The sequence below is a fragment of the Chitinophaga rhizophila genome (assembly GCF_019492185.1).
In the GTDB taxonomy this organism is placed as follows: Bacteria; Bacteroidota; Bacteroidia; order Chitinophagales; family Chitinophagaceae; genus Chitinophaga; species Chitinophaga rhizophila.
In genome coordinates this window covers 1,351,002-1,365,205 of the sequence record NZ_JAICCF010000002.1, presented here as the reverse complement: position 1 = coordinate 1,365,205, position 14,204 = coordinate 1,351,002, and the positions used below count along the sequence as shown (strand labels likewise).

The 14,204-nt window shown below is 45.9% G+C and carries 8 protein-coding genes; 7 read left to right on the top strand and 1 reads right to left on the bottom strand.

The annotated features are described in order from the left end of the window. Positions 1–23: 23 nt before the first annotated feature. From K1Y79_RS14485 to K1Y79_RS14470, 4 genes are all read left to right on the top strand, one after another. Positions 24–2,276: a RelA/SpoT family protein gene (locus tag K1Y79_RS14485; RefSeq protein WP_220250823.1), complete on the top strand. Its 2,253-nt coding sequence runs from the start codon at positions 24–26 to the stop codon at positions 2,274–2,276. 369 nt (positions 2,277–2,645) lie between these two features. After that, complete coding sequence (locus K1Y79_RS14480; protein ID WP_220250822.1) at positions 2,646–3,944, top strand: adenylosuccinate synthase; 1,299 nt, start codon at positions 2,646–2,648, stop codon at positions 3,942–3,944. A gap of 100 nt (positions 3,945–4,044) precedes the next feature. Continuing rightward, the gene (locus tag K1Y79_RS14475) at positions 4,045–4,503 is read left to right on the top strand and encodes a hypothetical protein (RefSeq protein ID WP_220250821.1); all 459 of its coding nucleotides are present in this window, start codon (positions 4,045–4,047) and stop codon (positions 4,501–4,503) included. A 111-nt stretch (positions 4,504–4,614) separates the two neighbouring features. Continuing rightward, positions 4,615–5,814 carry an anthranilate synthase component I family protein gene (locus K1Y79_RS14470; RefSeq protein ID WP_236059609.1) on the top strand — a complete coding sequence of 400 codons (1,200 nt, stop codon included), beginning with the start codon at positions 4,615–4,617 and terminating at the stop codon, positions 5,812–5,814. 3 nt (positions 5,815–5,817) lie between these two features. Here the strand turns inward: K1Y79_RS14470 and K1Y79_RS14465 are convergent, their stop codons facing one another. Further along, positions 5,818–6,759: a TIGR01777 family oxidoreductase gene (locus tag K1Y79_RS14465; RefSeq protein WP_220250819.1), complete on the bottom strand. Its 942-nt coding sequence runs from the start codon at positions 6,757–6,759 to the stop codon at positions 5,818–5,820. A gap of 208 nt (positions 6,760–6,967) precedes the next feature. Here K1Y79_RS14465 and K1Y79_RS14460 point away from each other — a divergent pair, with 208 nt between their 5' ends. From K1Y79_RS14460 to K1Y79_RS14450, 3 genes are all read left to right on the top strand, one after another. Then, positions 6,968–8,476 (top strand): hypothetical protein, encoded by a 1,509-nt coding sequence (locus K1Y79_RS14460; protein WP_220250818.1) that lies wholly within the window; start codon positions 6,968–6,970, stop codon positions 8,474–8,476. Between the two features lie 165 nt (positions 8,477–8,641). Further along, entirely contained in the window at positions 8,642–11,365 is a 2,724-nt protein-coding gene (locus K1Y79_RS14455) for a M14 family metallopeptidase (protein WP_220250817.1), read from the top strand. After that, positions 11,362–14,136, top strand: a complete 2,775-nt coding sequence (locus tag K1Y79_RS14450) for a M14 family metallopeptidase (protein ID WP_236059608.1) — start codon at positions 11,362–11,364, stop codon at positions 14,134–14,136. The genes K1Y79_RS14455 and K1Y79_RS14450 overlap by 4 nt, the downstream gene beginning before the upstream one ends. Positions 14,137–14,204: the final 68 nt, after the last annotated feature.

Genomic DNA, 14,204 nt, shown 5'->3' with positions numbered 1-14,204 from the left:
ATAAAATTGTAACTTTATAGCTGATGGAAACAGTGGTTGTAAAACAATATAATCTGGACGAGGAACAGGAAAAGAAAGAGATCGTTCGTCATTACCGCGCTTTACTCAGGTCGCTGAAACCCCGTTTGAAGAAAGGAGACCGCGAACTGGTGCGTACTGCCTTTGAAATGGCAGCTGACGCCCATAAGGAAATGCGCCGGAAATCCGGTGAACCCTACATCTTACATCCCCTCGCTGTATCGCAGATCTGCGTTGAAGAGATCGGCTTGGGTGTACGTTCCGCTATATGTGCCCTGTTGCACGATACTGTGGAAGACACCGAAGTGACCCTGGAAGACGTAGAAAGAGCGTTCGGGCCCGAAATAGCCCATATAGTAGACGGTCTGACCAAAATATCGACCGTTATAGACTCTAATACAAGTACTGCGCAGGCGGAAAACTTCAAAAAGATACTGCTCACACTGGCGGACGACCCCCGGGTGATACTGATAAAGCTGGCTGACAGGATGCATAATATGCGTACCCTGGACAGTATGAGCCGTGAAAAACAGCTTAAAATAGCTTCAGAGACTGTCTTTATCTATGCGCCACTGGCTCACCGTCTTGGTTTGTATAACATCAAATCAGAGATGGAAGACCTGTCCATGAAGTATACCGAGCAGCAGACGTACCGGGAGATCGCTAAAAAGCTGAAGGAGACCAAGCGTGAGCGTACCCGTTATATCAATGAATTTATAAAGCCTATTAAGGAGGTATTACAGGAGGAAGGGCTGAACTTCGAGATTTTCGGACGTCCTAAATCCATACACTCCATCTGGAATAAGATCAAAAAGAAGGGTGTCACTTTTGAAGAAGTGTACGACCTTTTTGCGATCCGTATCATTATGGACTCTCCGCTGGACAAGGAGAAGTCTGACTGCTGGAAAGTATATTCCATCATCACTGACTTCTATCACCCTAGTCCGGAGCGTACCCGCGACTGGCTGAGTAATCCTAAATCCAACGGTTATGAGGCATTACATGTTACCGTAATGGGGCCACAGGGTAAGTGGGTGGAAGTACAGATCCGTACCAAGCGTATGAACGATTACGCTGAGAAAGGTCTGGCTGCTCACTGGAGATATAAGGAAGGCAGCGCCCAGAGTGCCAGCACTGAGTCTAAATTTGATCAGTGGTTCACCCAGATCAGGGAGATACTGAACAATCCTGACTCTAACACGCTGGACTTCCTGGCTGACTTCAAAAGTAACCTGTTCACAGAAGAGATCTACGTCTATACGCCAAAAGGTGACCTGAAGATATTACCGGTGAACTCGACTGCGCTGGATTTTGCTTATGCCATCCATAGTGCCGTGGGTAATAAGTGTATAGGGGCCAAGGTGAACTATAAGCTGGTGCCTATCAGCCATAAGCTACGTAGCGGAGACCAGGTCGAGATCATTACCTCTAACAAGCAGAAGCCTACAGAAGACTGGCTTAACTACGCATTAACAGCCAAGGCAAAATCCAAGATCAAGGATGCGCTGAAGGAAGAGAAGCGTAAAGTAGCCATGGATGGTAAGGATACGCTGGAGCGTAAGCTGGACCACTTGAAGATCTCTAATAGCCAGCATAACATCAATGAGCTGGTACAGTATTACAAACAGCCTTCTCCGCTGGACCTGTACTACCAGATTGCTGTCAAGAATATTGATCTGAAAGAGCTGAAGCAGTTCAATGTACTGGGGGATAAGCTGGAATCGCCTAAACCTGTACCTGCCAAGCAGCCGGATCATGTTGCGGAAGATCATCTGAAGCATACCATTCCTGCCAAGAAGGATGCGGAGCTGATTATCTTCGGAGAAAGTTCAGACAAGATCGCTTACAAGCTGGCCAACTGCTGCCGTCCTATTCCCGGCGACGATGTATTCGGGTTTATTACAGCCAGCGAGGGCCTGAAAATACACCGTACCAACTGTCCGAATGCCGCCCAGCTGCTGGCTAATTATGGGCATAGGGTGGTGAAGACCAAGTGGGTGAAGAACAGGGAGATCTCCTTCCTGACAGGACTTCGTATAGTAGGTATGGATGATGTGGGCGTTATTCACAAGATCACCAACGTTATCTCAGGTGAGCTGCGGGTGAACATTGCCGGTCTGACCATCGAATCGAGCGAAGGCTTGTTTGAAGGGCTTATCAAGGTGTTTGTTCATGATAAGGAGGAGCTGGATGAGCTGTTTGAGCGCCTGAAGAAGCTGGATGGTATCCAGACAGTGAGCAGGCTGGAAGATGAGTAGGGGGATGGCCAGTAGAAGAGGATGATCAATTAAGAGGCATTAATAAAAGATTGTTAAGTGACGGGCAGCCGGTTATTGGAACGGCGGCTCGTCACTTTTGTTTTAATTTCCCTTGCAAATCACGTTTATGGCGTGTAAGGACATTGTGCGAGTACTGATACTATAAGGCGGTAAGAAGTAATACTTAAGTTCTAATTTTTAATTTCTCTATTTGGTATTCAATAAGATGTAGTATATTAATAGGAGCAAATATTTTAGTCCTTAAGCCTAGTTTTTAGTTCTGTTTGGCCTAATTCTTATTTCCTAATTCCTAATTCCTAATTCTTTCTTAGTTTTGCTCTTCGTTTTCAAAAATCAATATCAACTCTTATGGTAGATGTTTTGCTGGGCCTACAGTGGGGCGATGAAGGCAAAGGAAAGATTGTGGATTATTTCGCAGGTAAATACGATGTCATAGCCCGCTTTCAGGGTGGGCCCAACGCAGGGCATACATTATATGTGGATGGCCAGAAGGTAGTATTACATACCATTCCTTCCGGTGTGTTCCATAAAAATACCATTAACCTGATCGGTAATGGCGTGGTACTGGACCCTGTAACTTTTAAAAAGGAATGTGATAAGATCTCTTCTTTGGGGGTAGATCTTAAAAAGAACCTTTTCATTGCGGAGAGAACACATATCATTGTGCCTTCTCACCGTGCACTTGACAAAGCATCAGAACTGTCTAAAGGCACCGAGAAGATCGGTTCAACCCTGAAAGGTATCGGACCGGCATATATGGACAAAACAGGCCGTAATGGTCTGAGAGTAGGCGATGTGCTGCGTAGTGATTTCAATGACCGTTATGCTAAACTGAAGGAAAAGCATCAGCACCTGCTGGCAGGTTATGACTTTACAGCAGAAGTAAAGGCGGAAATCGCGAAGGACATTGCTGAGTGGGAAGCTGAGTTTTTTGACGCAGTAGGTTACCTGAAGCAGATGAACATCGTGAACGGTGAATATTTCATCAATGAGAAACTGCAGGCTGGTAAGAAAGTGCTGGCTGAAGGTGCTCAGGGTAGCATGCTGGATGTAGACTTTGGTACATATCCGTTTGTGACATCTTCCAGCACTATCTCTGCTGGTGTATGTTCCGGTCTGGGTGTAGCGCCAAAGTGGATAAAGGAAGTGATCGGTGTAACTAAAGCATATTGTACACGTGTAGGTAGCGGACCATTCCCTACCGAGCTGCATGATGCAACCGGCGAGAAGCTGCGTGTGGAAGGTAGTGAATTTGGTGCAACAACCGGCCGTCCCCGCCGTTGCGGATGGATTGACCTGGTAGCATTGAATTATACCTGTATGCTGAGTGGTGTTACACAACTGGTAATGACCAAAAGTGATGTACTGGATGCTTTTGACGAAGTATATGCATGTACTGCATATGAGATCAACGGTGAGCAGACGAAAGCAATGCCTTATCAGCTGAATGAAAATGAAGTGAAGCCGGTATGGGAAAAGTATAAAGGCTGGAGTGATGAAACAGCAGCCAAAAGCAAGCATTTCAATGAATTGCCTGCCGAGATGAAATCATTCGTAGTAGCAGTGGAAAAATACCTGAATGTGCCAGTGAAATTTGTATCTAACGGACCGGGTCGTGATCAGATTCTGGAGCAGGAAAATGCTTAAAAAATTACGGAAAAAAATCGGCAAAAAAAATTTGGCTAATACAAAAAACTGTTAAAACTTTACGCAAAAGAAATACGCTAAAGACTTAAGTGAACCTATTATGAAATCAAAATCTGATAACGAAAAAGAGACCAAAAAGACTAGTTCTCCAAAGACTACGAAAGCGGCACCTAAAGCTGCTAGTAAGCCTAAGAAGGAAGAGGAGGACGACGATGATGATCTGGATGAGGAGGAAACTCCCCGTAAGTCTGCTGCTTCTAAAAAATCAGATAAGCCGGCTTCAAAGTCTAAAAAGAAGAGTGACGATGATGAAGATGATGATGCAGAGGAGGATGAGGACATGGATCTGGATGATGATGATAATTGGGGAAAAAGTGATGACGAGGATTATGATCCCGACTTCGAAGAATTTGACATGCCTAAACCTAAGAGCAAACGTGGTCGTCCTGGCAAGAAAAGCATGGATGATGATGATGACCTGGGTATCGATGACGAATTTAAAGATATGGGTCTGTTCAACGACAGAGGCGGATTCGATGATGACGACGACGATTTCTAAGCATTAAAAGCAAGCATTATCAGGATATTTTACGGTTTCCCGGTTAATGATCCGAAATTATTTAAACAGCAAATGTTGAATTGGAGCAACCAGTTCAACATTTGCTGTTTTTTGGATAATAACAACTACGCTTCCATCTACCACCAAAACGAAGCTATTCTGGCCGCAGATGCACTGGATGTACTCTCCTGCCAGGCAGGTAATGCCTTTTCTTCCTTACTTCAGTATCATCAGCGCCATAAAGACTGGTTGTTCGGTCACCTGGCCTACGATCTTAAAAATGAGACCTTCCCCGGTTTATCTTCGCAGCACCAGGACGGTATCGGCTTTCCGGATCTGTTCTTCTTTAGGCCGCGTATTATCATGCTGTTAAATGGTCATGAAGTACGTATAGGCGGCTGGGAGATGGATGAAAATGACGCCGGTGATATCTATACCGCATGTACTACCATGCCCTTGCATACCCGGCAGCCTACTTCCCGTGGGCTTGTGCAGTCACGCCTGGATCAACAACAATACCTCGACGCAGTAAAGGGGCTACAGGAACATATACATCGCGGTGATTGCTATGAAATAAATTTCTGCCGCGAGAACTATATTGAAGATATAACAGTAGACCCACTCACCTTATTTGAGAAACTAAATCAGGTTTCTCCTTCTCCTTTTGCAGCCTATTACCGTACCAATGATCTGTATATGGCCTGCTCCAGTCCGGAGCGGTTCATGCAGAAGCATGGTCCGGTGGTAATATCACAGCCCATCAAAGGTACCATCAGGCGCGCTGATACCCCGGCTGCCGATGAAGCACGCAAAAAGGAGTTACAGCAGAACAGTAAAGAAAGAGCAGAAAATGTCATGGTAGTAGACCTGGTACGTAATGACCTGTCTCAAACGGCTCAACGGGGTAGTGTTGAGGTATCCGAACTATTTGGTATTTACTCTTTTGCGCAGGTACATCACATGATTTCTACGGTGAAGGCTATACCTGCGCCCGGAGTGCCTTTTACAGCTGTTATCAGTCAGGCTTTTCCGATGGGGTCAATGACCGGTGCACCTAAATTAAGCGTACTGCAATTGATAGAGCAGTATGAGAGGTCCCGCCGGGGACTGTTTTCCGGCGCGCTGGGGTATATTACTCCTGAAGGTGATTTCGACTTTAATGTGGTAATACGCAGTATTCTGTATAATGCCGGCAGGCAATATCTTTCCTTTACTACCGGTTCGGCTATTACTTACTATGCTGATCCTGTAAAAGAATGGGAAGAATGCCTCTTAAAAGCAGAGGCAATGAGAAAGATACTTGAGGGATAATACCTATTTCTCCTGTTGGCTGTCTTTTTCCTGAAATATCTTCTCCATAGCCGACCGGATATCAGGATAGGAGAATACAAAGCCTGTTTCCTGGATTTTGGCAGCCGACATACGGCAACTTTTCAGTACTTCAACACTCATCTCTCCTAAAGCCAGTTTAAGGGCAAATGAGGGCACATGCACAGAAATGAAGCTTTTACCTTTCGCCTCCTGCGCCATAGTGATCACCAGCTCTTTATGCTGCACCGGATGTGGCGCGGCAGCATTATAGATGCCTTCAAGGTCATGGTTAACGATGGCGCTCAGGTAGATGCGTGCCAGGTCATGTAAGTGTATCCAGCTGATATACTGCTCTCCATTGCCGAGAATAGTGGCAAAACCAAACTGTAAGGGTTTGTAAAATTCTTTCAGCGCACCTCCTGCCAGGCTTAGGGCAATACCTGTACGGATAATGACTACTTTCTTCTGTAGCTCGCGCATCTGCAGGATGGACGTCTCCCAGGCTACACAGGTATGGCCGAGGAAATCATCAGACGGAGGGTCTTTTTCGGTAAAAGCAGGACCACCCTTGTCTTCACCATAGTAACCTGCCCCCGAAGCACTGATGACCTTTTTTACCTTATTTGGATACTTTTCCAGGGCTTTATACAGTAGTGCGGCACTTTGGGTGCGACTGGCCCCGATCTCCTTTTTACGGGCAGCTGTCCAGCGTTTTTCGGCTACATTAGCACCGGCCAGGTGAACGATATAGTCGGCCTGCTGAATAGCTGTTTCATCAATAGTCTGCTTTGCTACATCCCAGTGGGCATAACTGACAAGTGCATTATCGCTGTCCGGGCCTGCTTTGCGGCTCAGAATAATGACCCTGTATCCAACCTCTGTAAGGAGTTTTGTAAGCGCCCGGCCGACGAGACCTGTACCGCCGGTAATTAAGACCGTATCCATATTGGTAAAATTACATAATTCAGGGTAAGAAATTACGAATTGAGAATGATGAATTACCGCAGCCCTGCTTATTCATACGGCCTAATTGCTTATTTTAGTACAGGCAACCGGAAGTGCCTGATGTTTTCCCGCTATCGTTTCACAATGAAACATAGCAGTTTATCGTTAATTCAATATCCTAAACTTGCAACAATTTAAAATATACATAATGCGCATTCTATATCTCTATGCTTTACTGGTGTTATGGAGTGGGGCTCTGATGGCTCAGAAAGTAACTTATACAGACCTGGAACGGGACGACTACAAAAGCACTGAATTTGAAATTATAGGAAAGGTATCAGGTAATATCCTGGTATATAAGAGCGACAGGGGAGACTATGCCATCTCTATCTATGACAACGCTATGCAGCTGAAGAACAGGGTTCAGCTCGACTTCCTGCCAAAGAAACTCATCAGCGTGGACTTTATCAACTACGCTGACAAAGTATTTATGATTTACCAGTTCCAGCGTAAAGATGCGGTATACAGCTTCTGCGCTACCATGGATGGTACAGCTAATTTCACCGGCGCACCAATAATGGTTGACTCTACCCGTATCGGGTTTTATACCAAAGAAAACAAGGTATACTCTGTTGAGTACTCAGAAGACAAAAACCGGATCATGGTATACAAGATCAACCAGGATAAGGAAAATGACAACGTCTTCTATACCTTTCTTTACGACAGCGCTTTTAAGCTCATCAACAACAGCAGGGTTTCATTGCCCATGGAGACGAAGAAGTCTTTCCTGAGCAACTTCAGTGTTACCAACGATGGCGATCTTGTATTCAACAAGCTGGAACGTACCAGTAACAGAGACTATATCGTAAGTGGTAGCCTGATCATCAAACGTCCGGTTGTTGATTCCTTTGAACAAGTGCCTATGCAGTTTAAAACACAGCTGCTGGATGAAGTGAAATTGAAAGTGGATAACATTAACAAAACCATCCTGGTAACTTCCTTCTTCTATAAGCAGAAACGTGGTAATGTGGAAGGACTGTATGTCAGCAAGTTTGATAATGCCAAGCATCAGCAATTGTTTGAGAAAGAAGTGCCTTTTTCTCCTGAACTGAAAGCAAATGCTAAAGGACAGTCATCCACCAGCTCTGCCTTTAATGATTACTTCATCCGTAAGATTATCAATACCAAAGATGGCGGCTTCCTGGTAACGGCAGAATCGTTTTATACAACTTCCCGTTCTCAGCCCTGGAACCGCTGGAACTATATGTATGGTCCATATGGTATGTACACGCCCTACTATTATTCACCGTACTCACCATTCTACTACAATCCATGGTATAATAACTATAACTCCCAGGACCGTTACCACTACGATAACGTAGCGGTATTATCCCTCGATAATGAAGGTAACCTGTTATGGAGCAACTTTGTACATAAAACGCAGTATGAAGATGGCTCAGACCTGTTTACATCTTTTATGATGGTCAATATCGGCAGTGAATTGCGTTTCCTGTATAATGAGTCTGAAAGAAGAAATCAGATGATTGTAGACAGTGGCATATCCCCTGATGGTAAAAGCAGCCGTAAACCAACACTGCGTAACCTGGATAAAGGTTTCACCTGGATGCCCCGTTATGGTAAACAGATCGGTGCGCGTACCGTACTCATACCCTGCATCAACAGAAACTATATCTGCTTTGCTAAAGTAGATTTCTAAATAATCACCTTCATATTGGTATAAGATGGTAACACACGTTACCATCTTTTTTTTGCCCTTCCTGGTCATAAACGTCCTATCCTGTAATAATTCGTCACTGCATACGCAGTTGCTTGGAACTATACCGGTAAATAAGTATTTTCTCTGCTCGTTTAAATCTCGCTTATGCTAAGGAAATCCTATAGTATACTGTTGTTGCTGCTATCGGCAACTACAGTATGGGCCCAAACAGTGCCCTCTCCCAAAGAGCATTTTCGTTTTAATATCGGAGATGATTATCAGCTGGCTAATTATACACAGACAGCCGCTTATTTTCAGCAGCTTGCCGCTTCTGACCGTACTGCACTGGTAGATATCGGTATGACGGAGGAGGGCAGACATCAGTATATGATGATTGTATCCGCTCCGGAGAATATCAAGGCCCTACAGCAATATAAGGATATATCCCAGCGGCTGGCACGTGCTGAAGGCCTCACAGACGAATCGGCCAGGCAGCTGGCTGCCACTGGAAAAGCGGTAGTGTGGATCGATGGCGGGCTACATGCTACAGAGACCGTTGGTACACATCAGCTGATCGAAACCATGTACCAGCTGGTAACACGCACAGACCCCGAAACAATGCGCATTCTGCAAAATGATATTATCCTGTTAACGCACGCCAATCCCGACGGCCAGGAGCTGGTATCAGACTGGTACATGCGTACGACAGACCCGAAGAAAAGGGCAATGAATATTCCCAGATTATATGAGAAGTACGTAGGGCATGATAATAACAGGGACTTTTATATGATGAATATGAAAGAAAGCCAGAATATCAGTCGGCAGTTATTTGTTGAGTGGATCCCACAGATTATGTATAACCACCATCAGCGTGGACCAGCGGGTTCAGTACTGGCAGGTCCTCCTTACCGGGACCCCTTTAATCATATCTATGACCCATTACTCGTAACAAGTATAGATGCCGTAGGCGCTGCCATGAACAACAGGCTGAATGTTGAGAACAAGCCTGGTTATACGCAGAGAAACGGATCAACATTCTCTACATGGTGGAATGGAGGCTTGCGTACTACACCGTACTTCCATAATATGATCGGATTGCTGACAGAGATCATCGGCGGACCAACACCTGAAACCATACCATTAGTACCGGAAAGACTGATCCCTAATGGTGCAACACCTAATCCTGTAGTACCGCAGGAATGGCACTTCCGTCAGTCGATAGACTATTCTGTTTCGCTGAACTATGCCGTACTTGACTATGCAGCCCGTTACCGTACGGAGCTGTTATTTAATATCTATAAAATGGGTAAAAATGCAATTGCACGCGGTAGTGCTGATCACTGGACATTTTATCCGAGGTATATAGACTCTGTACGGATGGCATATAAAGCAGATAAGAAGACAGATTCTCTGAAGGAGAGAGAAACCGGTGGCAGTGAGTTCTCATTTGGAAGAGAAGATACAATTGCATCGAAATACTATGCACAGATATTCAACAATCCTGCCTATCGCGATGCACGCGCATACATCATACCTGCAGATCAACAGGATTTTCCCACAGCAGTAAAGTTTATCAATGCACTGAGCCGTTCAGGTATAGCCATTCACAAGGCAACAGCACCATTTACCGTAGCTGGTAAACAATACCCTGCAGGATCGTATGTTGTAAAGACAGCACAGGCTTTTCGTCCGCACGTACTGGATATGTTTGAACCGCAGGATCATCCGAATGATTTTCAGTATGCAGGCGGTCCTCCTATTCGTCCGTATGACGCGGCAGGGTGGACGCTGGCTTTCCAGATGGGCGTACAGTTTGACCGTATACTGACGGCTGTAGAAGGGCCCTTAACGCAATTACCTTACGGACAGATTGAATCGCCGCTGCCGGCTCGGCTACCGGTAGCAAAGAAAGGCTATTTGGTTGATGCCGCCGTTAATAATGCCTTCATCGCAATAAATGATCTGCTGAAAGCAGGCGTCAAAGTGTCCCGCACCAGTGATGGTACTTTCTATGTACCTACAGGTACCAAAGCCACAGCGATACTTACAAAGGCGGCCGCAGAACTGGGTATCCGGGTGCAGGCCGCAACACAGATGCCGGCACAGTTAAAAAGCATATCACCACTGCGTATAGGTATATGGAATACTTATGGAGGATCTATTCCTGCGGGATGGTTAAGCTGGTTGATGGAGCAATATCATTATTCATATAACATGCTTTATTCCCAGGAAGTAGACAAAGGTAATCTGCGTAAGAAGTATGATCTGCTCATTTTTGTAAACGGCGCTATCCCGGATACAGGCAAAGCTAAAAGAGCAGACAGCAAACTACCGAAGCCCGAAGAACTATCAGAAGAGTTCAGACCATGGCTCGGCAGGATCACTAAGGATACCTCTATTCCGCAGCTGAAGCAGTTTCTGCAAGCGGGAGGTAAAATAGTAACTATTGGTAACAGCACTAATCTGGCGTACCATCTGAAGTTACCGGTAGAAAACGCATTGATGGAACCTGATAAAAAGGGCGAACTAAAACCATTGCCGGGTACCAAATACTATATCCCCGGTAGTTTACTTACAGCCGCGCTGGATACGACAGCACCTGAGAACTGGGGAATGCGGGCCAGGAATGATGTATACTTTGACAGGAGTCCGGTGTTCAGGCTAACGCCTGCATCAGCAGGTATGGGTATCCGTAAGTTGATCTGGTTTGCCGATGCAGCACCGCTGCATAGTGGGTGGGCCTGGGGACAGCACTATCTGAAAGATGGCGTGGTTGCCTTTAGTGCGCCAATAGGTACTGGTACATTGTACGCATTTAGTACTGATATCATGTTCAGAGGCCAGTCGCACAGTACATTTAAATTACTCTTTAATCAATTATACAAATGAGAAGACTGATTATTTCGTTATTGGGGTGTTTGCCTATAATGGCTGCCGCACAGCAAGCCACTACATCTTCCGTCCGGCAGGTACCATCGCCCGTACAGCATTTCGGATTTAACATAGGAGACGATTATCAGCTTGCCACTTATACACAAACAGCCGATTACTTCAAGCAACTGGCTACATCCGACAGGGTAAAGCTGACAGATATAGGGCTGACCGAAGAAGGCAGACACCAGTACATGCTGGTCATTTCTTCCCCTGCCAACATCCGATTGCTGGATCAGTACAAGCAGACATCCCAACAGCTGGCCCGGGCAGAAGGTCTGACACCCGCGCAGGCAAAAGCGCTGGCAGATAAAGGGAAAGCAGTAGTATGGATAGATGGCGGCCTGCACGCCACAGAAGTTGTAGGTACACATCAGCTGATAGAAACTGCCTGGCAGCTGGTGAGTCGCAATGACCCGGAAACAATGCGTATACTTGATAATGTAATTGTGCTCATGACGCATGCTAATCCTGACGGACAAGAGCTAACCACCAACTGGTATATGCGTCACACTGATACCCTCAAGCGGTCAACAGATCAGTTGCCGGTATTATATCAGAAGTATATCGGTCATGATAATAATCGCGACTTCTATATCATGAATATGAAGGAAAGCGCCAATATGGGACGCCAGCTATTCCTGGAATGGATGCCGCAGATCATGTATAACCACCACCAGCGCGGGCCTGAAGGGTCTGTACTGGCAGGACCTCCTTACCGTGATCCTTTCAACTACTTCTTTGATCCTTTGATGATCACAGGTATTGACGCGCTGGGCGCTGCCATGTATAACAGGTTAAATGTTGAAGACAAACCCGGATATACGAGGCTCAATGGGTCCAGTTTCTCGACATGGTATAATGGCGGATTGCGTACCACCACGCAGTATCATAATATGATTGGCTTGCTGACGGAGATCATCGGTAATCCAACACCTGAAAAGATTCCAGTAGTGCCCCAGCGGCTTATTCCTAATGGTGCTACCCCTAATCCGGTACGGCCACAGGCAGACTGGCGTTTCAGAAGATCTATCGACTATTCTGTCTCACTGAATTATGCAGTGCTGGACTATGCCGCCCGCCATCGGGATGAGGTGTTATACAACATTTATAAGATGGGTAAGAATGCAATAGATAAAGGTAACAATGACACCTGGACATTATCACCCAGCCGGGCAGAAGCTATCACGACAGCTTATAAAAAAGATCAGCAGGATATGACCAGGGATGATGCTAATGATCCGCATGGATGGAACAGAAGGGGTAGTAATATTGATATACAGTATTATGATGCAGTGTATAAAGATCCGGCGCAGAGAGACCCGCGCGGTTATATTATACCGGCCGATCAGGCAGATTTTGCTACTGCTGTTAAGTATGTGAACGCGCTGATTAAAGCAGGTATAGCGGTGCAGAAGGCAAAGACGGCATTTACAGCAGGAGGTAAGCAATATCCTGCTCATTCCTACATTGTACGTACCAACCAGGCATTCCGGCCGCATGTACTGGATATGTTTGAACCACAGGATCATCCTAATGACTTCCAGTATCCAGGCGGCCCTCCGGTACGCCCCTATGACGCGGCAGGGTGGACACTGGCATTTCAGATGGGAGTACAGTTTGACCGTATGCTGGATGATTTCAGTGGTCCTTTTGAGCAGCTGCCTTATGGTGAGTTACAATCGCCGGAGGCATATACATTTTCTCCGGTGACTAAGGGAGGTTATCTGCTGAATACCCAGGTAAATAACGCCTTTATAGTAGTTAATGATCTCATGAAGGCGGGAATAAAGGTCTATAGGCTATCTAAAGGCACGGCTGCGGCTGCGCCGGGAACGTTCTATATACCGGCAGGCATGCAGGCTAACAACATCCTGAAAGCAGGAGCTGCCCAATGGGGTGTCGCGCCGGTGGCGGTGGCTAAGCAGCCGAAGGGTGTTGTTGAAGCTGCACCTTTGCGTATTGCCCTATGGGACAGTTACGGTGGTTCTATGCCTTCGGGCTGGGTTCGCTGGATCATGGAGCAATATCATTTTCCTTTCAGTCTTATTTATCCAAAGGATATAGATGGTGGCGGATTAAAGCAGCGGTTCGATGTTATTGTATTTGTAACGAGGGCTATTCCCGGAGAAGACGGAGCCAGGTCAGGTTACAGGCAATCACAGCCTGATCCTCAGCAGGTTCCGGAACAGTATCGTCATATGCTGGGAAGGATCACTAAAGATACTTCTATACCAAAACTCAAGGAGTTCCTGGAGGAGGGAGGTACGGTCATTACTATTGGTAGTAGTACAAACCTGGCTTATCACCTGGGATTACCGGTACACAATGCTTTGGCAGAGAAAGATAAAGACGGGAAGGAGCAGGCGTTACCAGCCGCCAAATATTTTGTACCAGGTAGTATACTGCAGGTATCGTTTGACAGTACAAGATCAGTTGCCTGGGGTATGCCGGGTACGGGGGATGTTAATTTTGATAACAGTCCTGTGTTTAGACTGGACAGTGATGCTGCGGCAAAGGGTGTACATCCGATTGCCTGGTTCACGACAGACAAGCCTTTGCGTAGCGGATGGGCCTGGGGACAGTCATATCTGAAAGACGGCGTAGCGGCATTTGAGGCATCAGTAGGCAAAGGGAAGCTGTATGCATTCGGTCCTGAAATAACTTTTCGGGCACAGTCGCATGGCACTTTTAAGTTATTGTTCAATGGGTTGTACGGAATGAAATAAACTATAAAAAGATAGATGAAAAAGTCCGCCTCATGTTATGTGGGGCGGTTTTTTTATTTTAGTACCTT

What these genes read in the sequence shown, in the direction of transcription:
- K1Y79_RS14455 (WP_220250817.1), top strand. Translation starts at nt 8,642, where the DNA reads ATGCTAAGGAAATCCTATAGTATACTGTTGTTGCTGCTATCGGCAACT.
- K1Y79_RS14480 (WP_220250822.1), top strand. Translation starts at nt 2,646, where the DNA reads ATGGTAGATGTTTTGCTGGGCCTACAGTGGGGCGATGAAGGCAAAGGA.
- K1Y79_RS14465 (WP_220250819.1), bottom strand. Translation starts at nt 6,759, where the DNA reads ATGGATACGGTCTTAATTACCGGCGGTACAGGTCTCGTCGGCCGGGCG.
- K1Y79_RS14475 (WP_220250821.1), top strand. Translation starts at nt 4,045, where the DNA reads ATGAAATCAAAATCTGATAACGAAAAAGAGACCAAAAAGACTAGTTCT.
- K1Y79_RS14460 (WP_220250818.1), top strand. Translation starts at nt 6,968, where the DNA reads ATGCGCATTCTATATCTCTATGCTTTACTGGTGTTATGGAGTGGGGCT.
- K1Y79_RS14450 (WP_236059608.1), top strand. Translation starts at nt 11,362, where the DNA reads ATGAGAAGACTGATTATTTCGTTATTGGGGTGTTTGCCTATAATGGCT.
- K1Y79_RS14485 (WP_220250823.1), top strand. Translation starts at nt 24, where the DNA reads ATGGAAACAGTGGTTGTAAAACAATATAATCTGGACGAGGAACAGGAA.